Source organism: Acidithiobacillus sp. AMEEHan, assembly GCF_030996345.1.
Taxonomy (GTDB): Bacteria; Pseudomonadota; Gammaproteobacteria; order Acidithiobacillales; family Acidithiobacillaceae; genus Igneacidithiobacillus.
The window spans coordinates 1,978,626-2,003,521 of sequence record NZ_CP118747.1; the positions used below are offsets into that span (position 1 = coordinate 1,978,626).

At 60.9% G+C, this 24,896-nt stretch carries 17 protein-coding genes, 1 other RNA gene and 1 pseudogene; 10 read left to right on the top strand and 9 right to left on the bottom strand.

Annotated features, from left to right (window positions below):
* Position 1: 1 nt before the first annotated feature.
* The 5 genes and pseudogenes from ORD17_RS10240 to purL all read left to right on the top strand — a co-directional run bounded on the left by ORD17_RS10240 (position 2) and on the right by purL (position 7,075).
* A complete protein-coding gene (locus ORD17_RS10240; RefSeq protein ID WP_308388409.1) occupies positions 2 to 1,159 on the top strand; it encodes a hypothetical protein in 1,158 nt (385 codons plus the stop codon).
* Positions 1,156 to 2,463: an adenylosuccinate lyase gene (gene purB / locus ORD17_RS10245; protein ID WP_308388410.1), complete on the top strand. Its 1,308-nt coding sequence runs from the start codon at positions 1,156 to 1,158 to the stop codon at positions 2,461 to 2,463. Before ORD17_RS10240 ends, purB begins: the two co-directional genes overlap by 4 nt.
* On the top strand, positions 2,460 to 3,173 hold the full coding sequence (gene purC / locus ORD17_RS10250; RefSeq protein ID WP_308388411.1) for a phosphoribosylaminoimidazolesuccinocarboxamide synthase: 714 nt from the start codon (positions 2,460 to 2,462) through the stop codon (positions 3,171 to 3,173). The genes purB and purC overlap by 4 nt, the downstream gene beginning before the upstream one ends.
* Before the next feature lie 159 nt (positions 3,174 to 3,332).
* Positions 3,333 to 4,712 (top strand): annotated as a pseudogene (locus ORD17_RS10255) (phosphoribosylformylglycinamidine synthase); the annotation flags it as partial.
* Between the two features lie 71 nt (positions 4,713 to 4,783).
* Positions 4,784 to 7,075, top strand: coding sequence for a phosphoribosylformylglycinamidine synthase (gene purL / locus ORD17_RS10260; RefSeq protein WP_308388412.1), 2,292 nt, complete (start codon positions 4,784 to 4,786; stop codon positions 7,073 to 7,075).
* A 27-nt stretch (positions 7,076 to 7,102) separates the two neighbouring features.
* On the opposite strand, the gene ORD17_RS10265 is transcribed toward purL, so the two are convergent.
* On the bottom strand, positions 7,103 to 9,589 hold the full coding sequence (locus tag ORD17_RS10265; protein WP_308388413.1) for a PBP1A family penicillin-binding protein: 2,487 nt from the start codon (positions 9,587 to 9,589) through the stop codon (positions 7,103 to 7,105).
* 72 nt (positions 9,590 to 9,661) lie between these two features.
* Here ORD17_RS10265 and gltX point away from each other — a divergent pair, with 72 nt between their 5' ends.
* Genes gltX through ORD17_RS10280 form a run of 3 tightly spaced genes read left to right on the top strand, consistent with a single transcriptional unit; the run spans position 9,662 to position 12,951 of the window.
* Positions 9,662 to 11,056: a glutamate--tRNA ligase gene (gltX, locus tag ORD17_RS10270; protein ID WP_308388414.1), complete on the top strand. Its 1,395-nt coding sequence runs from the start codon at positions 9,662 to 9,664 to the stop codon at positions 11,054 to 11,056.
* A 22-nt stretch (positions 11,057 to 11,078) separates the two neighbouring features.
* Positions 11,079 to 12,470: a cysteine--tRNA ligase gene (gene cysS, locus ORD17_RS10275; RefSeq protein WP_308388415.1), complete on the top strand. Its 1,392-nt coding sequence runs from the start codon at positions 11,079 to 11,081 to the stop codon at positions 12,468 to 12,470.
* Positions 12,471 to 12,474: 4 nt separating this feature from the next.
* Positions 12,475 to 12,951: a low molecular weight protein-tyrosine-phosphatase gene (locus tag ORD17_RS10280; protein WP_308388416.1), complete on the top strand. Its 477-nt coding sequence runs from the start codon at positions 12,475 to 12,477 to the stop codon at positions 12,949 to 12,951.
* Between the two features lie 73 nt (positions 12,952 to 13,024).
* Here ORD17_RS10280 and ORD17_RS10285 read toward each other — a convergent pair whose 3' ends face one another.
* Both ORD17_RS10285 and ORD17_RS10290 read right to left on the bottom strand, forming a co-directional pair.
* On the bottom strand, positions 13,025 to 15,103 hold the full coding sequence (locus tag ORD17_RS10285) for an Rne/Rng family ribonuclease (RefSeq protein ID WP_308390091.1): 2,079 nt from the start codon (positions 15,101 to 15,103) through the stop codon (positions 13,025 to 13,027).
* Entirely contained in the window at positions 14,989 to 15,480 is a 492-nt protein-coding gene (locus tag ORD17_RS10290; protein ID WP_308388417.1) for a S1 RNA-binding domain-containing protein, read from the bottom strand. Before ORD17_RS10290 ends, ORD17_RS10285 begins: the two co-directional genes overlap by 115 nt.
* Positions 15,481 to 15,669: 189 nt before the next feature.
* Between ORD17_RS10290 and ORD17_RS10295 the strand changes: the two genes are divergently transcribed.
* Positions 15,670 to 16,623, top strand: coding sequence for an RluA family pseudouridine synthase (locus ORD17_RS10295; RefSeq protein WP_308388418.1), 954 nt, complete (start codon positions 15,670 to 15,672; stop codon positions 16,621 to 16,623).
* 138 nt (positions 16,624 to 16,761) lie between these two features.
* Here the strand turns inward: ORD17_RS10295 and ORD17_RS10300 are convergent, their stop codons facing one another.
* From ORD17_RS10300 to ORD17_RS10320, 5 genes are all read right to left on the bottom strand, one after another.
* Entirely contained in the window at positions 16,762 to 17,094 is a 333-nt protein-coding gene (locus tag ORD17_RS10300) for a type II toxin-antitoxin system RelE/ParE family toxin (RefSeq protein ID WP_308388419.1), read from the bottom strand.
* Complete coding sequence (locus ORD17_RS10305) at positions 17,091 to 17,342, bottom strand: type II toxin-antitoxin system ParD family antitoxin (protein ID WP_308388420.1); 252 nt, start codon at positions 17,340 to 17,342, stop codon at positions 17,091 to 17,093. Before ORD17_RS10305 ends, ORD17_RS10300 begins: the two co-directional genes overlap by 4 nt.
* Before the next feature lie 437 nt (positions 17,343 to 17,779).
* Positions 17,780 to 18,146: a transfer-messenger RNA gene (gene ssrA / locus ORD17_RS10310) on the bottom strand.
* A 63-nt stretch (positions 18,147 to 18,209) separates the two neighbouring features.
* Positions 18,210 to 20,765 carry a DNA mismatch repair protein MutS gene (gene mutS, locus ORD17_RS10315; protein WP_308388421.1) on the bottom strand — a complete coding sequence of 852 codons (2,556 nt, stop codon included), beginning with the start codon at positions 20,763 to 20,765 and terminating at the stop codon, positions 18,210 to 18,212.
* A gap of 76 nt (positions 20,766 to 20,841) precedes the next feature.
* On the bottom strand, positions 20,842 to 21,540 hold the full coding sequence (locus tag ORD17_RS10320; RefSeq protein WP_308388422.1) for a Bax inhibitor-1/YccA family protein: 699 nt from the start codon (positions 21,538 to 21,540) through the stop codon (positions 20,842 to 20,844).
* Positions 21,541 to 21,745: 205 nt separating this feature from the next.
* Here ORD17_RS10320 and ligA point away from each other — a divergent pair, with 205 nt between their 5' ends.
* Positions 21,746 to 23,767 carry an NAD-dependent DNA ligase LigA gene (gene ligA, locus ORD17_RS10325; protein WP_308388423.1) on the top strand — a complete coding sequence of 674 codons (2,022 nt, stop codon included), beginning with the start codon at positions 21,746 to 21,748 and terminating at the stop codon, positions 23,765 to 23,767.
* A 55-nt stretch (positions 23,768 to 23,822) separates the two neighbouring features.
* Here the strand turns inward: ligA and ORD17_RS10330 are convergent, their stop codons facing one another.
* Positions 23,823 to 24,614 carry an alpha/beta fold hydrolase gene (locus ORD17_RS10330; RefSeq protein WP_308388424.1) on the bottom strand — a complete coding sequence of 264 codons (792 nt, stop codon included), beginning with the start codon at positions 24,612 to 24,614 and terminating at the stop codon, positions 23,823 to 23,825.
* Positions 24,615 to 24,896: the final 282 nt, after the last annotated feature.

The following is a 24,896-nucleotide window of genomic DNA, read 5'->3' on the forward strand; positions in this document are numbered from 1 at the left end:
CATGCGTAAACCGATTGCTCGAAGCCTCGTTGCCGCCACCTTGCTCAGCCTGGGTCTGAGTGGCTGCTCCTACATTCCCTTTTTGAAGACCAATACTGGTCCAGAGTATACCGATGCGAAATTGTTGAAGCCCCTGGCGGTGCCGCCGGATCTGCTGGCCTCGGCGCCAGAGCCGGGAGTCACCGTGCCCGGCGGCGGACTGACGGCGGCGGAGGCCGTGCAGCAGGCCGGTATGCAAAGCGCGACCACCAGTAACGGCTACGAAGTCTTTCAGCCGCGTCTGGCGCCCGGTGAGAGTGCAGTTGCCGAGCCCACGGTACCCGGCGTGCAGGCCACTCTGGTGGGACAGGGCAAGGATCTGGCCCTGCGTACGCAGGCCAAGCCAGCACAGATCTGGTCAGCCGTCCGTGCCGAGCTGGAAAAGCGCAAGATCGGCATCAAGGATTTCTCCTCCGAGCGCAACGAACTGGTCACGGACTGGGAGTATCAACGCGGCGGCCTCACCTCGATCTTTGGCAATAGCCTCGGTGCTAACCGGCGGATGCAATACACCTTCCGGCTGCGAGCGCAGGGAGATGGTGCGCAGCTTTTGACTCTCGCGCAGCAGCGACAGTGGATCAGTCCCACTTCCGAGTCTGTCGACTGGCAGCCCCACGATCCGGATCTGGGTGCCAATCGGCATCTGCTGGAGGCCGTGCAAAAGCGCCTCGCGCAATCGGTAGTGATGGCGGAGATGCCTGCGATCAAGGTGACCCGCTATCGTGACGACCTCGGTCCGTATCTGGTTTTGAATCAGCCGCCGGCCAAGGCGCAGCCTGCCGTCCAGTTAGCACTGAACAGTTTGGGTCACCCCGTACATGCCGAGGCTCTTGGCGTCTGGTCGGTGCAAGTTCGCGGCGGCTCTGAACAGAAGAAATCGCAAGGCATTTTGGGTGGAATGTTCAGCAATGCCTGGCATAGCATCGAGGGCATCTGGGGCGGCGGCAAGCCCAGCAAGCCACTGAATGTGCAGGTCAAGTTGCTGGCCATGAAGGATGACAGCGGCAGCGTGTTGGAGACGTCTTCCAGCGCCCAGAGCGAAGAAGAGAGCAAGGCTGCCGTCGATATCCTCGACAAGTTGCAGACGGCGTTGGCGCCAGAGAAAGGGAATGCCTCATGATCGAGCGTTACACCCGCCCGGAAATGGGCGTTCTCTGGACGCAGGAGGCCAAATATGACGCCTGGCTGAAGGTTGAGCTCGCCGCCTGTCGCGCTTTGGCGGCAAAAGGCGAGATTCCCGCAGAGGATCTTGCGGAAATCGAAGGTAAGGCGAAGTTCGATGTCGCGCGCATCGACACCATCGAAAAAGAGGTCAAGCACGATGTGATCGCGTTTCTGACCTCGGTCGCAGAGTTTGTCGGTCCTTCCAGCCGCTTCATCCACAAGGGGCTTACCTCTTCCGACGTGGTGGACACCGGCTTCGCCCTGCAGTTGCGGGCTGCCGGCAAGCTGCTGTTGACCGGCCTGCAGCGTCTCGATCAGGCACTGGTGCGGCTGGCATGGAAGTATAAAGATACGGTGATGATTGGCCGCTCCCATGGAATTCACGCCGAGCCAGTCACCTTTGGACTCAAGGTGGCAGTGTGGCGAGCGGAGGCACAACGCAATCTGCAGCGCCTGAAAAACGCCATTGCTGCGGTGTCGGTAGGGATGTTGTCAGGGGCGGTGGGTACCTTTGCCAACATCTCCCCAGATATCGAAGAAGCAGTCTGCAAAGAGCTGGGGCTACAGCCCGAGGCGGCCAGCACGCAGGTGATTTCCCGCGATCGTCACGCCGAATTTTTCAATACCTTGGCGCTGATTGGCGGCTCTGTCGAGAAGATTGCCATAGAGATTAGGCATCTCCAGCGCACCGAGGTTTTGGAAGCGGAGGAGCCTTTTACTGCGGGGCAGAAAGGCAGTTCGGCGATGCCGCACAAGCGCAACCCAATCCTGTCCGAAAACCTTACCGGCTTGGCACGCCTGCTGCGTGGTTATGCCGGGATGGCATTGGAAGACATCGCTCTGTGGCACGAGCGGGACATTTCTCACTCCAGTGTCGAGCGCGTCATTGGTCCGGATGCCTGCATCGTTCTTGATTTCATGCTGCATCGCGCCAGCGGCCTGCTCGAGGGGCTGGTGGTCTACCCCGAACGGATGCGCGAGAATCTCGAAAAAACGCACGGTCTGATTTTTTCCCAGCGCGTTCTGTTGGCGCTGACAGAGAAGGGGATGCTGCGGGAGGATGCCTACCGCGTAGTACAGCGCAACGCCATGCGGGTCTGGCAGGAAGGATTGGATTTTCAGACCCTGCTGCTGGCGGACGGTGACGTACAGCGCTATCTCAGCGCCGCCGAGCTTGGCGAGCTTTTTGATCTTGCCTACCACCGCAAGGAGATTGACAAGATCTTCGCACGGGTGTTCCCGGAAGGCCGACCCACATGAGCGATCGCAAAAAGTTATACGAGGGTAAGGCCAAAATCGTCTACGCGGGCGAGAATCCCGACGAGTTGATCCTGTATTTCAAGGACGACACCTCCGCCTTCGACGGGGAAAAACTCGAGCAGTTGGCGCAAAAGGGCGAGGTGAACAACGCCTTCAATGCGTTCATCATGGAATATTTGCAGCAGGCGGGCGTACCTACGCACTTTTTGCGTCGCACTGGGGCGCGTGAGTCGGTGGTGCAGCGTCTGGAAATGATCCCGGTGGAATGTGTGATCCGCAATCGCGCCGCTGGTTCGCTTTGTCGGCGCCTGGGGATCGAGGAGGGACGAGTTCTGGAGCCGCCGGTACAGGAATTTTTCCTCAAGAACGACAGCCTGCACGACCCCATGATCAATCGTTCGCATATCCGCAGCTTTGGCTGGGCGACTGAGGACGAAGTGGCGGCGATGACGCGCTGGACGGAGCGGGTGAATGTCCTGCTGGTTGAACTCTTCGCTCGTGCTGGCCTGATTCTGGTGGATTTCAAGCTCGAATTCGGGCGTTATCACGGAGAGCTGCGTTTGGGCGACGAGTTCAGCCCGGATGGTTGCCGCCTTTGGGATGCCCAGAACCTGGAGAAAATGGACAAGGACCGCTTCCGTCGGGGTCTCGGTGGAGTGGTCGAGGCCTATGTCGAAGTGGCACGTCGCCTTGGTGTCCCCCTCGCCTAACGATTTCAGAATATCCCCATTTCTCAGGTCTGCCGGGAGATTGCCGTGACCTTCGCCATCCATCGCGGGGCTCGGGCCCTGTCTGTTTTTCGTGCGCAACGCATCCTGCAACAGCTTCACGCCGAAGGGCTTGGCGTTTGTGGCCTCGCCGCGCGCTATGTGCATCTCCTCGATTGGGAGCAAGCGCCCGGTAACGAAGAGCAAGCACGTGCCGAGGCTTTGTTGAGTTATGGAGAGCCCTGGATAGGCGCGGGCGGCGCGATGGAGATTGCGGTGGTGCCCCGCCTGGGGACGGTTTCTCCCTGGTCGAGCAAGGCTACGGAAATCGCCCAGGTTTGTGGTCTGCGCAACCTGCGGCGTATCGAACGCGGCATCGCTTATTATGTGGACCATGAAAAAAGCCTGCTGCCGCCAGAACGGGAGAGTTTACTGGCGGTTCTGCACGACCCCCTGACGGAAACGGTACTGGAGGACTGGCAGGCCGCCGATGCCGTCTTTGCGCATCCGCAACCCCGCCCTTTGCGCCGCATTCCCTTCCTGCGGGAGGGTCTGCCGGCGCTTCTCGCCATCAACGAGGAGCTGGGGCTTGCCCTTTCCGAGGCGGAAATCGCTTATTTGGCGCAGCTCTTTCACGACTTGCAACGCGATCCCAGCGATGCCGAACTGATGATGTTTGCCCAGGCGAACTCGGAGCACTGCCGCCACAAGGTTTTCAACGCCCAATTTCGGCTGGATGGTCAGGAACAAAGCCAGACCCTGTTTGGCATGATTCGTTCTACGCATCGAGCCCACCCACATGGCACGCTCTCTGCGTATCATGACAATGCCGCCGTCATCGAGGCCTATGCCCCGAGCTACTATTTTTGCGCAGGAAGTGACGGGAACTATCTGAGTCACAAAGAAAATCTGGGCATTCTGATTAAGGTCGAAACGCATAACCATCCGACCGCCATCTCTCCCTTTCCCGGTGCAGCGACGGGCAGTGGTGGGGAGATTCGGGACGAAGGAGCGACGGGCCGCGGTGGCAAGGCGAAGATGGGGCTCTGCGGTTTTTCCGTATCACACCTGCGCATCCCGGGCTACGAGCAGCGTTGGGAGCGAGAGTTTTACGGGCGTCCGCAGCGCATTCGCTCCGCCCTCGAAATCATGCTCGAAGGACCGATCGGCGCTGCAGCGTTCAACAATGAATTCGGCCGCGCCAGCGTGGCGGGCTATTTTCGCGTTTTTGAAGGCGAGCACAACGGACGCCACTGGGGCTATCACAAGCCGATCATGCTCGCCGGTGGGGTCGGTCAGATTCGACTGACTCTGATTCAGAAACTGCCCTTACCCGTAGGCGCCAAGGTGCTGGTGCTTGGCGGTCCGGCCATGCTCATCGGCCTGGGAGGTGGCGCGGCTTCCAGTGTGGCGAGTGGTAAGGGCGAAGCGAACTTGGACTTTGCCTCGGTACAGCGCGGCAACCCAGAGATGCAGCGGCGCGCCCAAGAGGTGATCGAGCGCTGTATTGCCCTGGGAGAAAAATCACCCATTCTTTCCATTCATGATGTTGGCGCTGGCGGTTTATCCAATGCCCTGCCCGAACTCCTACATGATGGGGGCGGGGCGGTACCTTGCAGCTGCGCGCCGTGCCCAATGACGACCCGGCCATGTCACCCATGGAGATCTGGTGCAACGAGGCGCAGGAGCGCTACGTTTTGGCGGTGGCAGCCGATCGTCTGGAGGAGTTTCTCGCCCTCTGCCAGCGCGAGCGTTGCCCGGTGGCCGTGCTTGGCACAGTGGAAGAGGGCGATCGCCTGCGCGTGCAGGATGCGTTGTTGAAAGATCTGCCCGTGGATATGTCTCTCAATGCCCTGCTGGGTTGCCCGCCGCGCATGCTGCGGGATGCGCATAGCGTGCCGCTGCGTGCGCAAGCCTTGACGGTGACAGACTGGGAGCTGCGCGATCTCGCCTATGCCGTGCTCCGCCACCCCTCGGTCGCCAGTAAGGAATTTCTCGTCACCATTGGCGATCGCAGTGTCGGTGGTCTCATCGCCCGCGACCAGATGGTCGGTCCCTGGCAGGTGCCGGTAGCCGATTGCGCCGTCTCTGCCGCCGACTTTTGGCAATTGCACGGCGAGGCAATGGCCTTGGGCGAGCGCGGGCCGGTGGCGGTGCTCGACGCGCCGGCAAGCGGCCGTCTGGCTCTGGCGGAAGCGTTGACGAATCTCTTTGCCGCCGATGTGCAGGAATTGGGGCAGATCAAGCTCTCCGCCAACTGGATGGCGGCGGTCAATGTGCCCGGCGAAGACGCTCGCCTGTTTGAAACCGTGCGCAGTGTGGCCGAAGAACTCTGTCCAGCGCTGGAGTTGAGTATTCCCGTTGGCAAAGATTCCCTGTCGATGCAGACGGTCTGGCAGGAGGGCGATGCCCAGAAATCAGTGACCGGGCCACTGAGTCTGGTAGTTACGGCGGTCGCACCGGTAGCGAATGTCGCCGCTACCTGGACCCCGCAGTTGCAGGATCTGGCAGGCACTGAGCTTTGGCTCCTGGACCTTGGACGTGGCCGACTGGGTGCATCCATTCTGGCGCAGGTGCTAGGACAATTGGGTGCGGAACCCGCCGATCTCGATGACCCGGCGCTGCTGCGGGCGGCCTTTGCGTTGCTGCGCATGTTGCGACAGAAGGGTGTCGTTCTGGCTTATCATGACCGCTCCGATGGCGGGCTTTGGGCCACTGTCTGTGAGATGTCCTTCGCCGGCCGGCGTGGCGTAGAGATCGTCGTTCCTGCAGACGTCGAGATCATGGGCTTTCTCTTTGCAGAAGAGCCGGGCCTCGTGTTCCAGCTACGTCGCGATGATGCAAACGCGCTGCGGGGTCTTGCCGCTGCGGCGGGACTGGAATCCCGCTTGCATTGCCTAGGGCGGGTGACGGCGGATTGGCAGCTGCGCATCTTGCAGGGTGACGCCCTCTTGCTGGATGAGGCGGGCAGCGATTTGCTGGCAGCTTGGGCAGAAACCAGTAATCGCGTGCAGTCCTTGCGTGATGATCCTGATTGCGCAGCCGAGGCATATGCGCACAGCACGGACCTGCGTCCCAGCCTATTCAGTAATTGGCGGGAGGATCTGCGTCCCAGCTTTGCCACGCCAGAGATCGGCGTGGCGAAGCCGCGAGTGGCGATCCTGCGTGAGGAGGGGGTCAACGGCCAGGTGGAGATGGCCGCAGCCTTTGCCCGCTGCGGTTTTACCGCCGTCGACGTACACATGAGTGACTTGCTCGCTGGCCGCGACGATATCCGCAATTATCCAGTATTTGCCGCTTGTGGTGGCTTTTCCTACGGCGACGTGTTAGGGGCTGGTGCCGGCTGGGCCAAGTCGATTCTCTACCATGACGATTTGCGCCGGCAGTTTGCCGCCTACTTTGCCGATTCGACCCGCCTGGCGCTGGGGGTCTGCAATGGCTGCCAGATGCTGGCGGAACTGCGCGAGCTAATCCCCGGCACGGGGTATTGGCCAGCTTTTCGCCGCAATCGTTCCGAGCAGTTCGAGGCGCGCCTGGCCATGGTGGAGGTGCTTGCTTCTCCCTCCCCCCTCTTTGCGGGACTGGCGGGGCTGCAAGCGCCGATCGTCGTGGCGCACGGCGAGGGACGAGCCGAATTTCGCGCGATAGGACATTGCGCCCAGGCACCCGTGACGATGCGTTACATCGATGCCGATGGGCAGGCAGCCACCTGCTATCCGGCCAATCCCAACGGATCTCCAGATGGAATCACCGGCCTGTGTTCCAGCACTGGACGGGTGAGTATCCTCATGCCGCATCCGGAACGAGTGGTGCGAACGGTGCAGATGAGCTGGCACCCTGCGGATTGGCAGGCCGAGACCCCTTGGCTGGAGATCTTCCGGAACGCCTACCGCAGCGTATCCTGACGAATCGCTGCGGGGCTTCTCCTCTGCCTAGAACAGGTTTTTGATCGTTTCGATCAGCTTGCTGCTCTCACTGCTGCTGGTGCTCGCCGTCGAGGAAGTGACACTCGCCACCGGCGGGTATCCCGTCAGGTAGTCATTCACGCCGACCGGACTGGCGAAGCTGTCGGTCGGGCCAGACACCGTGCTTGGCCGGGGAAAGGGCAGATCCGGAGTTTTGCTTAGCGCCGTCTTCATGTAGTGAATCCAGATCGGCAGCGCCTCTCGTGCCCCGGCTGCCCAGTGCCCCATGGTCCGGTTATCGTCATAGCCCACCCAGACGCTGGTAGTGATCTGCGGGGTGAAGCCGTTGAACCAGGCATTGTTTTCGTTGTTGGTCGTACCCGTTTTGCCGGCGATGTCGTGGCGTCCGAGGCTTTGCGCGGCCACGCCGGTGCCGATCTTGATCACCTGCTGCATCATTTCGGTCATCAGGTAAGCGACGCCCGCCGGGATCGCTGGCTCCCTCGGCGGCGCTTCGTAGCCCATCGGGCAACCCAGTAAGGATACCTGGGTACCGTTACTCTTGACGATCTTGCGGATCAGATAGGGCTTGACCAGATACCCGCCATTGGAGAAGACCGCGTAGCCGCGCGCCATCTGCAGCGGGGCAAAATCGCCGGATCCCAGCACCATTGAGGGTACCGACGGGATCTGTTTTGCGGGAAAGCCAAAACGCTGCACATACTGCGCTGCGTAGGGGATGCCAATGTCCATCAGGATGCGCACGCTCGGAACATTGTGCGAGTACGCCAAGTTCGCCCACACCGGAATCGGGGTGTTGGAGAATTGGTTGCTGTAGTTGGTCGGACTATAGATCTGGCCGGAGGGCAGGGTAATGGAGAGTGGGGTATCCGGGATCAGGGTCTGTGGCGTCATGTAGTTGCTGTTGCCAGAGGCGAGAAGCGCTGGCGCATCCATGGCGGCGGCATAGACGAAGGGTTTGAAGCCTGAACCCGGCTGCCGGTAGGCAAATATCGCGCGGTTGAAATGGCTGAGTTCATAACTGAAGCCGCCACTCATCGCCAGGATCGCCCCTGTATGACTATCAAGGCTGACGATGGCGCCCTGTACCCTGGGAATCTGGGTCAATTGCCAACCCGCATCAGGGCCCGCCGAGGACCAGACGTTCGCGCCCCATTCCTGGCCAGCACCGGCGGTTACCGCCGTCACGTAGGGGCGTATCCAGACCAGGTCGCCGTGCTGCAAGACCGCATCCACCGCCCGTGGCTTGGGCCCACCCAGGCGTGACCGTGCCCAGGCTACGTCACGCAAGGTGAGAGTAACGGTTTTTTTGCCCTCCAGAGACAGCTCAGCGCTTTTGGCCGAGCTGGCAATGACCACAGCCCATTTCAGATTGGCGGGATCATGCGGAGGGAGTTCCTCTGGCCGCTTGCCGGACAGGGCCGCCTGGTAGTTCGCACCATGCAGGCGGGCGATGGGACCGTGATAGATTTTCGGGTCCAGGCTGGTGAGGCCCATGTCGTAATTTTCCAGACCAATTTCCAGTGCCTGGTTGGCGGCTCGCTGATCCTCAGGATCGATGCTCGTGTAGACCTTCAGCCCCGAACGGTAGGTGAAATCCGTGCCGAACTGCTGGCTGAGCCAGTTGGCGATCCAGTCCGTCACATAAGGAGCAGTATTGGAGGCCGACTCGTGATAGCGGGACAAAACGGGTTCCTGTTCGGCAGTTTCCATCTCGGCGCGAGTAATGTAGCCGCGCGCGAACATGCGGCGCAGCACGTAATCCCGGCGCTTCTTGGCAAGTTGCGGGTTGACCACCGGGTTCAGATAGGAAGGTGCTGGCGGCAGTCCGGCAATGGTTGCCATCTCGCCCAGGGTAAGCTGATCTACCCGCTTGCCAAAATAGGTCTCGGCTGCCGCCTCCACCCCGTAGGCCCCCTGCCCGAGATAAATCTTATTGAGATAGAGCTCGAGGATCTCGGCATGGGTGAAGTGCTGCGCGAGCTTGTAGGCAAGCAGAATCTCCGCGACCTTGCGAGTGATGGTCTTCTGCGGGGTTAGATAAAAGTTGCGGGCGACCTGTTCGGGAATGGTGCTGGCTCCTTGCACCGGCGCCAGATGTGTCAGATCGACAAAGGCGGCGCGCAGGATCCCCGGCACACTGACCGGGTAATAGAGGGGATTGTTACTGTAAAAGTGGGAGTTTTCAGCGGCGATGAAGGCCTCCTGCAGCTGTTCTGGAATTTGCCGCAGCGGTAGGGCATAGCGCATCTGCGGTCCGATTACCTGCAATAGACTGCCATTGGCGGCATAGATTCGCAGTGGCTCGTCTGGATGCCATTCCTTCAGCTCGTGTACGGGCGGTAAGGTAGCCCAAATACGGTAGGTGAAGATCGCCGCACCAATGAAAATGTTGGCGAAGATCAGCAGCACGATCAGGAGGATCCAGCGACCCATGTGCCGCTGTTTGCGTGTCCCCGTCTTGCCCGCTGCAGAAGAATTCCCTTTGCCCATGTACCTTCCCTGTTTTCTTGCTGACAGGCCCCGTCAATTGCGACGGGGCCCCTGGCCTTCTATGATACCACGATGATTTTTACGAGTCGCTTCGCACCGAGCCCCACGGGCCATATTCACTTGGGTAACGCCCGCACTGCGTTATTTGCGTTCTGGGCGGCACGCCAGAGCGGCGGCCGCTTCATTATCCGTATGGAAGATACCGATCAGGCGCGCTCTCCAGCCGAACTGGCCAAGGCCCTGCTCGAGGATCTCCGTTGGTTGGGGCTGGACTGGGACGAAGGTCCGGACTGCGGCGGCCCGCATGGACCGTATACACAGATGGAGCGCTTGCCGGTTTACAACGATCTGTTGCAGAGGCTTCTCGATACCGGCCATGCCTATCCCTGTTTCTGTAAGGCGGACGAGCTGAGTGCCGAGCGGGAAGCGCAGCGGGCGGCGGGGAAGGCGCCGCGTTACTCGGGTCGCTGCCGGGCGATTTCCGCTGCGGAGGCACAGCGTCGCCTGGTGGTGGGGGAGGAGGCTACGCTGCGTTTTGCCGTGCCACGCTCGGGCACCCTGCGGGTGGAGGATCTGGTCTGGGGAGAGCGTGCTTACAGCTTGGCCGATCTGGGCGATTTCGTTCTGCGCCGGAGTGACGGCAGTCCGTCGTTTTTCTTTGCCAACGCCGTTGATGATGCCCTGATGGGCGTGAATCTGGTGCTGCGGGGCGAGGATCATCTCAGCAATACGCCACGGCAGATCCTGATCCTGCAGGCGCTCGGGCTGCCCGTGCCAGACTATGGACATCTGCCGCTGCTGCAGGGCAGTGATGGCCAACCGCTGTCCAAGCGTAATGGCGCGGCCAGCCTGCGCGAGCTGCGCTCAGCGGGTTATCTGCCTGCGGCCCTGCGCAATTATCTTGGCCAACTTGGCCACCATTACCCCGCCACCCACTGGCGCAGCGATGCAGAGCTGATCGCCGATTTTTCCCTGGCGCGAATCGGTCGTGCGCCCGCGCAATTCGATCATGAACAGCTGCAATATTGGCAAGAACAGGCATTGCAGCACCTAAGACTGGACGATCTCGTCGCCTGGCTGCGTCCACACCTCACCCTGGTCCCGGAGGAGCAGATCAGCGGCTTCGTTGCTGCCATCCGTGGTAATGTTCATCTGCCCGCCGATGCAGGCGCCTGGGCAGAGTGCTGTTTTCTCCCACTTGTGATCAGCGAGGCAGTGCGGGCAGAACTGGCGGAAAGTGGTGCAGAGTTCTGGTTGCAGGCACAAGCCTGTTATCAGGAACGGCCCGATGACTTCCGCGCCTGGACCCGCCAGCTGGCGCAGCGGAGCGGGCGCAAGGGACGTTCCCTATATCATCCTCTGCGCCTTGCTCTCACTGGCCGGGAACAAGGCCCGGAACTCGCGCAGCTGCTGCCCTTGCTTTCCCACGAGGAAGTACTGCGGCGCCTGGCGCCCATCCCATCCTGAACGCAAACGGATTCCAAACGTCATGCCCAAAGAATTCCCAGTTCTGTACCTTCACGACAGCCTGCAGCGCCAGAAAGTCGTTTTCACGCCCTTGCAGCCTGGCCGGGTGAGCCTCTATGTCTGCGGGATGACCGTCTACGACTATTGCCACTTGGGTCATGCCCGTGCCATGGTCACCTTCGATACTTGGGCACGCATTTTGCGCCATTGGGGATGGCAAACCCGGTACGTGCGCAACATTACGGACATCGACGACAAGATCATCCAACGGGCGGCAGAGCGTCAGGAGTCGATTGGCGTGCTTACCGAGCGCTTCATCGCTGCGATGCACGAAGATGAGGCTGCGCTGGGGTGCCTGCCACCGGATCACGAGCCACGCGCCACGCAGCATATCGCGAATATGCAGACTTTGATCACCACGCTTATCGAAAAGGGCCATGCGTACGTCGCAGACAATGGCGACGTCTATTATGCGGTGCGCAGCTTTCCCGAGTACGGCAAGCTCTCGGGGCGCAGTCTCGACGAACTGCAGGTGGGTGCGCGCATCGAGCCAGGTGAAAGGAAGCGAGATCCTCTGGACTTTGCGTTGTGGAAGGCCGCGAAGCCGGGGGAGCCGGCTTGGCCGTCCCCGTGGGGGGAAGGACGGCCGGGCTGGCATATCGAGTGTTCGGCCATGTCTACGGAGGCCCTTGGGTGTTCCTTCGACATCCATGGCGGTGGCCTCGATCTGCAGTTTCCGCATCATGAAAACGAGATCGCGCAGTCGCAGGGTGCTGGCTGTGCCTTCGCTCACTACTGGCTGCATAACGGGCATATTCGCGTGCGCGACGAAAAGATGTCGAAATCATTGGGAAATTTCGTGACGGTGCGCGATCTGATCCCCAACTATGGTGGTGAAGCCTTGCGCTTTTTTATTCTCGGCAGCCACTATCGCAGCCCACTGCAGTATAGTGACGATGCCCTGGCCGCGACACAAAATTCCCTCGAACGACTGTATACGGCGCTGCGGGGATTGGCACCCCACGAGCTGGTGCCGGAGCTCGGTGCGGATTGGGAGGAGCGCTTCCTCGCCGCCTTGGCCGATGATGCCAATACTCCCGAGGCGCTGGCGGTGCTTTTCGATTTGGCGCGGGAGATCAACCGCTTGCGTGAGCAGGACAGCGAACTGGCACCACCTCTGGGTACACTTCTGCGTAAGCTCGGCGGAGTTCTCGGCCTCCTGCAGCAGGATCCTGAACGCTTCTTTCAGGGCGAGGAAGAGGACGTTGACTGGATCGAGGCTAAAGTCGCGGAGCGGCAACGTGCGCGGGCGCAACGGGATTTTGCCCGCGCCGACGCCATTCGTGCAGAACTCGATGTGGCGGGGATCCTCGTCGAGGATACCGCCGGCGGTAGCAACTGGCGGCGGCGTTGAGGAGATGAAGATCTTATTGGTATGCTTGGGAAACATCTGCCGCTCGCCGATGGCCGAAGGGGTGTTCCGCAAGCTCGTGCAGGAGCGAGGTCTGGATTGGCAGATCGATTCTGCGGGAACGGCGGATTACCATATTGACGAGGCGCCAGACCGACGGGCACAACGGGCCAGTGCCGAGGTTGGCATCATCATCGAAGATCTCCGGGGCCGCCAGGTAGAGACCTCCGACTTCACCCGTTTCGATTGGATACTGGCACTGGACCGCGCCAATCTGTGTGCGCTCCGGTCCCTCGCCCCAGCCGGGCATTCCGCAAGGATGGGACTGCTCCTCGATCCCTTTCTCGAGGGCCGGGAGCCTGGGGAGGTGGCTGATCCCTACTGGGGGGAGATGGATGATTTTCGTGCTTGTCGAACGCAGATTCAGCAAGCCGCGGTAGAATTCCTCGGGCGGGTGGGGCAAGCGCAGGAGAGTTCGGGCTGAGCAACGAAGGTTTCGCTAGCGATGTCCCGCCAACCCGAATAGTTTCCGCTACGTTCCTTGCCGAGTAGCGGTTTCAGTCTTCTCCGAGAAGATCTCCTTGTCCTTTGAGTAGGTCATCGTCGCCTGCCGCTCGGTGCTCATTCGTGCTTGCTATCCCACCCACCACTTCCAGCGTTGCGACTTCCAGATCGGAAATTTCGTTCATATCCTCAGTCGTTACAGGCGGCGCTTCCGCAACGCTTGCCTGCGGCGTAGCGGGCAGATCCCCGCCTGGGGATGATTCCGGCAGATCTCCATTGGTGCTTTCTGCTACTGGCAGCGCAGGCACTTCTGCCAGGCCAGAGTCGTTTGTGCCAGTACTGAATTCTCGTTCCCCACTCGCTGCTGCGGAATCCACGCCGACGGATTCTGCGAATGGCGAGTTGCTGCTGGGTAGAGGATCGATGTGTCCGAGCTCCTGCGTTGCTTCCCGCCGGTCGGCAGGCGCAGCAGAGCGCACCGGGCTCGCAATGGCACTGGCAGGTACCAGTAACTGGTGCCAATCGTCGGCTGCAGGTATCGGGCCAGGGTAGCGAAGCTCCTCATCGGTCATTCCCCCCTCCGCCGGGGGTAGAATCGCTGGGCTGGTCTCCCCTTCTTCCTCGCGCTCGTCGTTGTTTGTCTCGTTGCCCTCGCCGCTGTGCTGGCGCCGCGCCCGGGCTCGTCGTCCACCTCGGCGGCGGCGGCGACCTCCGGCGCGACCGCCGTCGTCTTGGCTCTCGTTACCGTTGGCCGCTTTTTCACCATTGTCGACGATCTCCACGGCGCCGGTTAAAGCGGCGAAGGTCTCGGCATCCATCGGTACATAGCGGGATACCAGGGCCCGGACCAAACGCGCAAGGATTCCTTCCTCGCGCGGCAGCGGCGCCGGTTTCGTCTTGGGTGTCGGTAGTCGCGGCGGTGGCAGTTCGTCCGGTGGTGGCGGCGCAGTAAGCGGAGTGATCGCTGCGCTGCTGCTTGCCGTCGCCTTGCCCGGACGCTGTGGCACCGCACTGACGCGGCTCTCGACCGGGCGCTCGGGGCTGGCCTCTCCCTTGATACGCTGGATCTCGTAGTGCGGTGTCAGCAATGCCGGGTTGGGGATGATGTTGAGCCGCACCCCACTGCGCGCCTCCAGTTCGAGGAGCGCCTGCCGTTTTTCATTGAGCAGATAGACCGCGACATCGAGCGGTACTTGACACTCTACTTCGCTGCAATTCCGCTTGAGCGTCTCCTCGTGCAGTAGACGCAGCACATGCATGGCGGTGCCCTCGCAGCCCCGGATCTGGCCGGTGCCGCGGCAACGTGGGCAGGGTTCGTAGGTGGCCTCGTCCAGACTCGCGCCCAGCCGCTGGCGCGACATCTCCAGCAAGCCAAAGCGGGAGATACGCCCTACCTGCACCCGCGCCCGATCGATTTTCAGCGCTTCGCGGATGCGGGTTTCGACCTCGCGCTGATGTTTCGGCGATTCCATATCGATGAAATCGACGACGATCAGTCCCCCCAAGTCGCGCAGGCGAATCTGCCGGGCGATCTCATCCGCTGCCTCCAAATTGGTCTGGAGGGCAGTTTCGGCAATATCCTGCCCCTTGGTGGATTTGCCGGAGTTGATGTCGATGGCGACCAGCGCTTCGGTATGGTCGATGACAATGGCGCCCCCGGATTCCAGGCGTACCTCCCGGCTGAAGGCTGACTCGATCTGCTGTTCGATCTGGTATCGGCTGAAGAGGGGGATGTCGTTCTCGTAGAATTTGAGACGGGAAAGCATGCGCGGCATCATTCCGCTCATGAACTGCTGTGCCGCCTCAAAGGCCGACGCTTCGTCGATCAGGACTTCGCCGATGTCCTCGGAAAAGTGATCGCGCAGGGCGCGCACCACCACATTGCCTTCCTGGTAGATGAGGAAGGGGGCAGGATGGTCGGCAGCCGCCGCCAGAATTGCCTGCCAAATCTGCTTGAGGTATTCCAGATCGCGTTGTAGTGCCTCGAAATCCTGGCCAATCCCGGCGGTGCGGGCAATCACCCCCATGTCTTCCGGGATGTCCAGCATCTGCAGGTGTTGACGGATCTGCGCTCGGTCGTCCCCTTCGATGCGCCGCGAAACTCCACCCGCCCGGGGTTGTTGGGCATCAATACCAGATATCGGCCGGCAAGGCTGACGAAGGTGGTCAGCGCCGCGCCCTTGCTCGAACGCTCCTCTTTGTCTACCTGGACGATGACTTCCTGACCTTCGCGCACCAGCTCCTGAATGCGCTTGCGGCCGGATTCCTGTTTTTGAAAATATTCGCGCGAGATTTCTTTGAGAGGCAGGAAACCGTGCCGTTCGGCGCCATAATCGACGAAGGCGGCCTCGAGACTGGGTTCGATGCGGGTGATCTTGCCTTTGTATACATTGCTTTTTTTCTGCTCACGGAAGGCGTGTTCCAGATGCAGATCGAGCAGTTTCTGTCCATCCACGAGCGCCACCCGCAGCTCTTCAGCATGGGTGGCATTGATCAACATTCTTTTCATTACTGTCTTCTCCGGCGCTCAAACCCGCACGGGGAGCGCAACGTATTCCATGAACTGGGCGGCACATACGGTCGCAGCCGGTGTTTGTACCTGTGTCTTCGACCGGTGCACTCTCACTGCGACGCGGCCTACGTCGCAATATATGACAGATGAGAATAGAATCGCAAACCTTGGCGATGGAGTTGGCAGATGGCAGAAAGCGGGGTCCGCTACCTGGAGATCGGGGAAGCAGAGGCGGGGCAACGGCTGGACAATTTTTTGTTGCGGGTGATGAAGGGGGTACCGCGCTCCCATGTCTACAAAATTCTGCGCAGTGGCGAGGTGCGGGTGAACAAGGGGCGGGCCAAGGCGCAATATCATCTGGCGCCGGGCGACCAGGTGCGCGTCCCACCGCTGCGCCAGGCCGACCCCAGCCCTGCGCCGCAGGTTTCCTCCAGGCTGGCCGATGATCTAAGACAGCGTATCCTTTACGAGGATGATCGGCTCCTCGTTCTGGACAAGCCAAGTGGTCTGGCTGTGCACGGCGGTTCGGGGATCGCCTGGGGAGTCATCGAGGCGCTGCGCAGCCTGCGTCCGGAATTGCGGGAGCTGGAACTGGTGCATCGCCTCGATCGCGAGACGTCGGGCTGCCTGCTGCTGGCCAAGCGCCGCTCGGCGCTGCGCCAACTGCATGCCAACCTGCGCGAGGCTGCCTTCCAGAAACGTTATCTGGGTCTGGCATGGGGCAAATGGATGGGTGGCGAGCGCCGCGTCGATCTGCCTCTGCGCAAGAATACCCTGCGCTCCGGCGAACGGATTGTGCGGGTAGATCAGCAGGAGGGTAAAGCCGCCGCCACGCGCTTCACCCCCCTACAAAGGTTTTCCGACTGCACTCTGGTGGAGGCCGAGCTCGAGACTGGACGCACGCACCAGATCCGTGTGCATCTACAAGCCTTGGATCACCCCCTGCTGGGGGACGAAAAATATGGCGATGCGACGGCGAACGGCCGCTTTCGTGAGCGCGGGCTGCGGCGGCTTTTTCTGCATGCCAGCCTGTTGGCGTTTCCCCATCCACGGGATGAACGCATCATTCGCGTCGAGGCGCCCTTGCCGGCAGAACTCGCGATGCTGCTGGAGTCCATGGCGAGCACGAAGGGCTCGTGAGCCGGTTGTGGATCTTTAAGCGCCCCACACGGCGCGCGGGCAGGTCCTTACGGTTGATGACCCGCCGTGATGGTGGTGATGGTTGCCGCTTATTGTCTGCACCGTCGGAAACGCAGATGTACCCCAGCGACTCGACTGTCACACGCCGTCGGGCTCCTGCATCCACGCCGGGATGTCCCGCTGGCCACGCAGCACACGCCAGACGTCGATGTGGCCTGGGTGCTCGACGTAGAACACGAGGTAGGGGTAGCGCGTCAGCGGCCATGCGCATAGGCCCGGCAGGTTGAGTTCATGGGCGTAGCGCGGAGATCTGGTGGTCGGGTGGTGGCGACCGATGTGCCCGTAAGCCTTCTCCAGCGCATCGACGAAGCCCATTGCCACGGCTTCGCCAGCCTCACTCAGGTAGTAGGCGACGGACTCGTCGACATCCCGGTTGGCCTGCTCACGCGGGATGACTGGCTCGGCCTTCACGCCCTGGTAGCGGGTTTGGCTGCCTTGCGCACCCGGTCAAGCAGCCCGTCGAAGTAGCTGGCATCGGCGGGGGACGCCGGGGCCGACGTTGCTCCGGCCAGCAGCAAGCCGCGCAGTTGCAGACGGTCCCGGTCCTTGCGGATCAACTCGCGCACGTACTCGCTGCTCGTGCCATAGCCGCGCTGGCTGACCTGTTCGTCCACGAAGGGCTTCAGGGAGTCGGGGAGGGAGATGTTCATTGTACTCATGGCGTAAGTGTGGATCCTTTGGCAAATTTGGCAAGACTCATATTCCAGACTCATATTCCAGACTCATATTCCACCGTACCGAAAGAAGACCTTCGAGCCCAACCCGAACAACTGCCTGTGAGGTATCTGAGTCTTGTGGACACTCCCGATTGGATACAATGGATCAAGGAGGATCTTAGTGAGCAGAAAGTCACTACCCAAAGGAATTTCGGGCAGAAGCTGTCCGCCTCGTTTTAGAGCAGGGGCTCACGTTGTGAGAGGCGTCTCAGCGCCTACCCGCGGGCCAAACGGGGTATAGAGACAGACTTGGAGCCAGTAGCGCTGAAAACTGGGTCTTTCGGCAGGTCGCCATCCGCAGCACAGGAGGCCGGAACCCCGCGTGGTGCGGGGATTTCAGGCAAGAAAAAGAGCCCGGATATTATCCGAGCCCTTGGGATTGGTGGAGGCGGCGGGAATTGAACCCGCGTCCGCAAGACCTAGACCACCGGATCTACATGCGTAGTTTGTCTATTCGGTTTTAACCCGGAGCGACTCCGACAAACAGGATGCGCGCCCAGCGATTCGGCTTTATTTTAACGCTCGGCCCACCGACCAGACCCAGCGCGATTCCGTGTTTCGTCGACCCCCCGCAGGCCTTGCGGCCACCGGACCCGCGGACAAACCCGGGCGGAGGGCTCACTGCTTACGCAGCGAGGGCGTAATTGCTGTCGTTGGCAATTATGAATCGGCGATCAGTTTTAAGAGCGAACCGCAGCTCTGCATGCACCGAAGGCTTCGCGACCTGCGTCGAAGCCGGTCGCCCCCTTGTTACGTCTTAGACTATACCGCTAGCGGGTGAGTTCCGAAAGAGACGCCAAGCCTGGCGTCTCAGTCGCGCTCCTCTACGAGGCGACGCAGTCGGAACAGCGCCTCCAAGGCAGCGCGTGGACTGTAGTCCTCCGGATCGATCTCCCGCAAGGCCTGAATCGCCGGGTGCGGCGCATCGACAAAGAGGGACAATTGCTGTGTGGTGCTTTGCGGCTCTGAGATTGGCGCGCGCGCTGGGTCTTCCAGACTCGCCAAGCGCGCTCGCGCGCTCTGCAGCACGACATCCGGCAATCCCGCAAGGCGGGCGACTGCCAGTCCAAAGCTCTGCGTTGCCGGCCCTTCCTCGATCTGATGCAGGAAGGTGACGCGGTCGTGTGCCGCCAGAGCATCGACGTGGACGTTCGCAAGCAGCGGATGCTGCATCTCAGTCAGCTCGAAATAGTGTGTGGCGAAGAGGGTGTAACTCCCTTTGCGTAGCAGCTCCTCGGCGGTGGCCCAGGCAATCGCGAGGCCGTCGTAGGTGGCAGTCCCGCGCCCAATCTCATCCAGAATGATCAGGCTCTGTGCCGTTGCCAGGTGGAGGATCTGTGCGCTTTCCTGCATCTCCACCATAAAGGTCGAGCGCCCTCCGGCGAGGTCGTCGGCGGCGCCAATGCGGGTAAAAATCTGATCCACTGGACCAAGCCGGGCGGATTGCGCCGGTACCCAGCAGCCGATATGGGCCAAAAAGACAATCAGCGCCACCTGTCGCATATACGTGGATTTTCCGCCCATGTTGGGACCGGTAATCAGTAGCATGCGCCGTTCGTCGTTCATGTGCAGATCGTTGGGTACGAAGTGCGCGCCCAGCTCGGCCTCTACCAACGGGTGCCTTCCTGCCTCGATCTCCAGCACCGCCTCGTCGCAAAATTCCGGCGCTGTCCAGCGCAAGCTATGTGCCCGTTCGGCAAAATTCGCGAGCAGATCCCATTGCGCGATCTCCGCAAGCACTTCCTGCAGGGCCGGAACCCGTTTTGCCACCACGCGCAACAGCTCCATGTAGAGCGTTTTTTCGCGCGACAGGGCGCGGCTTTCTGCGGACAAGACCCGATCTTCGATTTCTTTCAGGGCGACATTACTGAAGCGCTCTGCATTTTTGGTGCTTTGCCGGCGGCGGTAGTCGGCAGGTACCGATCCTTCGTAGCTGCGCGGAATCTCGATGAAATAGCCGTGGACGCGATTGAACTGTACACGCAGCTGGGCGATGCCGGTGCGCTCCCGCTCGGCCGCTTCGAGATCTGCCAGCTCCTGTCCTACATTTTGCTCGGTATGGCGCAGCGCCTCGAGTTCGACATCGTAATCATCGCGCAGATAGCCGCCATCGCGCTGGCTCAATGGCAGATCGTCGACGAGTGCGTTTTCCAGTAGCCCGCGCAACTGCATGAAGGATTCCAGATCATCACTGGCGACTGTATGGCTCGCAGACCCATCGACGGCTGCGATGGCGGCAAGAATCCCGGGCAGGCGTTGCAAAAAATGCCGCAACTGCCCGAGATCGCGCGGGCTGGCACGCTCCAGGGCGACGCGGGTCAGTACGCGTTCGATATCGGCAAGCCCACTCAAGGATTGCTGCAGATTCCGATACTGAGATCCTTCCGTCAGCTTCGCCACCCGCTGATGACGTACGCGAAGTTCGTCACCCTGGCGTAAGGGACGCAATAAGCAGCGGCGCAAAAGGCGCGCGCCCATGGGCGTCTGGCAGTGTTGCAGCAAGCGCCAGAGGCTGGGGCCGTCATTATCCCGTCCGGCAAGAATCTCTAGCGCACGCAGCGCGTTGGCATCGATCCCCAAAGTCTCCGCGGGTCGTTCCGGAGTGATACGCTGTACCTGGGCGAGGGAGATTTTGAGCCGCGATTCGGCATAGTCGAGCACGGCGGCAGCAGCGCGCAGCGCGAGGGGATGATCGGCAACCCCAAAACTCCCTAATCGGTTGCCAAAATAGCGCTGCAAAACTCGCTCACTGGTATTTTGCTGAAAAGATTTCCGGGCAATGTGCTGATAGCGCTCCGGTGCCATGCTGGAGAACGTCTCTTGTCCCTCCGGTAGCAGGATCTCCGCCGGTTGCAGTTGCCGCAGGCGGTCGGCCAGAGTCGCCTGGGACGCAAAATCCTGCACGCGTAATTCCCCACCGGCCACGGAAAGCAGCGCCAACCCCCAGGCGTCTTCTGATCCGGGACAGAGGGCGGCCAGTAGTGACTCTTGCTCCGGCTCCAGCAGACTGACGTCAACCAGCGTGCCGGGAGTGAGAACGCGGCTGATGGAGCGTTCCACCGGTCCCTTGGCGAGTGCAGGATCGCCCACCTGTTCGGCAATCGCCACCTTGAGCCCCGCGCGCACCAGGCGCGCGAGGTAGGCCTCGGCGCTGTGGATGGGTACCCCCGCCATGGGAATGGGCGCACCGGCGCTCTGCCCGCGGGTGGTCAAGGCAATGCCAAGCAGCTCCGCGACGCGGCTGGCGTCCTCGTAAAACAGCTCGTAAAAGTCGCCCATACGGAAGAAGAGCAGGGCATCGGGATTTTCGGCCTTGAGCGCCAGATATTGGCGCATGACCGGGGTATGCTCGTGGTTTGCGGTCATCGGGGGCAGCGTGCGACCTTAGCGAAAACAAAAGCCCCGATGGAGAAGCATCGGGGCGATTTACGACACTATGCCGTCAACTTCGGCTCGTGCCGCCAAAGATCTCCAGCAGCGCCATGAAGAGGTTGATGATGTCGAGATACAGCCCCACGACCAGCAATACCGGCTCCTGGATGCCCCCCTGTACCATGCGCTGGGTGTCAAAGATGATCAGGCCGCTGAAAACGATGACCAGCACGCCAGCGATCGCCAGCTGCAGCGCCGGCATGTGCAGCAGAAAGATATTCAGCAGAGAGACCAGAATGGCGAGAATCAGGCCCGTCATCAGGAATCCGGCCATGTTGCTGAAGTTTCTGCGGGTGGTCATGGCATACGCAGAAAGGCCGATGAACATGACCGCAGTCGTCCCCAACGCCGTCGCAATGATCTGCGGCCCGTCGGGCATGCGCAGATAGACGGCAATACCGGGCCCCATCATCATCCCCATTCCCGCGGCAAAGGCGAATACCAGAGGCACGGCAAAAGGGCTACGATGCGCGCCGGTATACTGAACCGCAAAGAGCAGGATGAAGGAACCGATCATCAGCAGAATGGGGTGCTGGTAGGCGAAAGGCGAACTCATCCCGTAGATCGAGGCAAGCGCGGAAACCCCGAGGGTGGCAGCGAGCAGGCCGTAGGTCTTGGCCATGAGGCCGCCACGACTCAAGGCCGGCGCCTGACTCCCGTAGGGATTCATGCCGTCAGGAAACTGATAGGGCTTTTGATCGTAGTTCATCGCGTGACTCCTGAAAGAAACCGCTCTCTCCATATTGCGGGCATCTTGCGAAAACACAAGGGTCCCACTTTTCAACCCCTTGGATTATAACGCCCGGCGAAAGGTTCCGTACAGTCGCGCTTGCGGCATGCAGGTGCCCCAATTTTCGGCCGGGATCACAATACCTATACTACGCGGAAGAATTGGCCAAGAAAGAGACTGTCTGGTGGACGACGAATCTTCCCGTTTGCGGATCGAGAAACTGCGCTCCTTGCTGGCAAGTGCCAACCGGGCTTATTACCAGAACGACGCCCCCATACTCAGTGATGCCGAGTATGATCGCCTCCTGCGCGAGCTGGAGCAGCTCGAGGATCGCTACCCGCAGTGGCGCAGCCCCGATTCTCCTACGCAGCGGGTGGGTGCTGCCCCCATCAGTGCCTTTGCCAGCGTCGAATATCGGGTACCGATGATGTCTTTGGACAATGTCTTCGATTCTGAGGGCTTTGCTGCCTGGTGGGGGAAGTTGGAGCGTAGCCTGGGGGATGGTCACTCGTTTCGGCTTAGCGCCGAACCAAAGTTCGATGGTCTTTCGCTCAATCTGCGCTATGAAGAGGGCAGTTTGGTCAGTGCCGGTACCCGCGGCGACGGCGTGCATGGGGAAGATGTGACCCACAACGCGCGCACCATTCGCAATCTCCCCTTGCATCTGGCCGGAGAAGGATGGCCGGATCTGCTGGAGGTGCGCGGCGAGGTGGTCATTCCCAGCGCCGCCTTCGCGCGCCTGAACCAAGAACGCGAAGAACGGGGTGAGGCCCCCTTTGCCAACCCACGCAACGCAGCCGCCGGCAGTCTGCGGCAGCTCGATCCGCGCATCACCGCGCGCCGGCCCTTGGCTTTTTTTCCCTGGGGATGGGGCGAGATCTCTGCCTTACCCGGCAGCAGTCATCTTGCCATTCTGCAACGTTTTCAAGATTGGGGCTTTGCGTTGCTGAATGATCTGCTCCGACCAATAGACAGCCTGCAGGCCGCCGAGGAATACCAGCGGGAGATGGCCGCGCGACGAGACAGCCTAGCATTTGAAATCGACGGGCTCGTCTTCAAGCTGGACGATCTCGACGCCCGGGAGCGTCTCGGCTTCACCGCCCGGGCGCCACGCTGGGCCATTGCCTATAAGTTTCCCGCCCACGAAGAGACCACGGTGGTGCAGGATATCATCGCTTCGGTCGGGCGTACGGGCGTGATCACACCAGTGGCCGTTTTGGCGCCGGTGGAAGTCGCTGGAGTGATCGTCAGCCGTGCATCATTACACAATCTGGATGAAGTGCGGCGCAAAGACGTGCGTGTTGGTGACACGGTGCTGATCCGCCGCGCCGGTGACGTGATCCCCGAGTTGGTGCAGGTCTTGCTCGATCGTCGTCCCGAAGGTGCAGCCGAATGGCGGATGCCAAGCCACTGTCCCGTTTGCGGCTCCGAGGTCCTGCGCCTCGGTGACGAGGTGGCCTACCGGTGCACGGGGGGGCTGTTTTGTCCGGCCCAGCGGGTCGGAGCGTTGCTGCATTTTGCATCGCGCAAGGCGATGGACATTCAGGGATTGGGAGAAAAACTCGCACAACAGCTAGTGGATCTGGATATCGTTCACACGGTTGCGGATCTCTATCGTCTGGATATCGACACCCTCGCGCGGATGGAACGCATGGGTCGGCGCTCGGCGGAGAAACTTCTGGCCGAGCTGGCGTGCAGCAAGAACAGCAGCCTGCCACGCTTTCTCTACGCCCTCGGCATTCCTCAGGTTGGTGAGACCACCGCGCGGACGTTGGCGGAACATTTTCGAGATTTGTCAGCGCTGATGGCGGCGGATGAGAAGACGTTACAGACCGTGCCGGATGTAGGCCCGGTGGTCGCTCAGGCCGTCGCCCACTTTTTTGCCCAGGGCCACAACCAGGAGGTCATTCGTGAGCTACTGGCGGCCGGTATCCACTGGCCGGCGCCGGCGTTACAAGAGCGCGGCATTTGGAGTGGCAAGCAATTCGTGCTGACGGGAACGCTAGAGCGCTGGACTCGGGATGAGGCCAAGGCGGAGATCGAGAAGCGCGGAGGAAAAGTCGTATCAGCGGTTTCCAAAAAGACCGACTTTTTGCTCGTGGGCAAGAATCCTGGTAGCAAGCTGGCGCAGGCCGAAGAACTCGGCATCCGGATCCTGGGGGAAGAGGAATTTTCGCAAGCTTTGCTGCCGCAGACGGAACAGTGAAGGGGGCCGCGGGTCGTCTGCAACCTGCGGCGAGAGCGTGGCATTGACTTGGGTACTAGGCAATGGATGTGGCCCGCGTTCTGCCGCCTTCGCTGTGGGCAAGACTACTTTCTGCGGCCGCAAGGAGCTGCCGGTCTGCACCTTGCAGGCGATGGTTCACGCCACGCAAGGTGTGGATGACCAGCGGCTGGGCCCTTGCCCGGTCGGCAAATTGAAAGCTCCGTTGCAGGGGAACGGCGTCATCCGCAGAACCGTGCAGAATGGTGACGGGAATCGCCAAGTGCGGAGGATTTTGCAGCAGATCGTGACGCGCCGCATCACGCACGGCGTCGAAGCCGAGCTGGTACACCGGGCCGTTGCTGCCGAGCGACCAATCGTGCAACCCGGAACTTTGCCAAGCCTGCTGCGCCTCTGGAGCAAGGGCAGCAAAATAGTCTTGGATAAAGTTGTATGCCGGGGCAATGAGCAGCAGGGCGCGGATGCGCTCGGGCCAGAGTTGGGCAGCGCGGGTCGCTACCCAACCGCCCATACTCGAACCGACGAGAAAGATCGGCCGGGACGGCAGCGCGCACAGGACGGCTTCCACGTCCTCCAGATAGCGAGAGATACTCAGTTTGGCAAAGCTGCCGTCGGAGATACCCATGCCGCGATAGTCGAAGCGTAGCCAGGACCGTTGATTTTGCTGCGCACAACTGGCGAGAAGCTGCGATTTGCTACCGTTCAGGTCGGAGGCAAAGCCCGGGAGAAAGACGCCGATGACTCCCTGCCCGGAGTCCTGAAAGTAACCGCGCAGGACCTCGCCGTCGCGGACCGGAATTGCGAAGGGATTTTCCGTGGAAAGCTGCATGTAGCAAGCATGGCACAAAAAAAGGGGCTACTGAAAGCCCCAAAACCACAAAGGAGGAAAGAAACATGCGCTCGCGGCCAAAGTTGACCGCGAGAGGCAATATTAGCATTTGCTCGATCTTCTTGCAAGAAACATCCCGACCGGTCGGAAAAAAAAGAGGGCGGTACCGGAAAGGACCGCCCAAAACCACCAAAGGAGGAAGAAACATGCGCTCGCAACCATCACAGCTGCTTGCAACGATTTAGAACGAGGGTTGCTGGAAAAGTTCCTGAGCCCCTTACG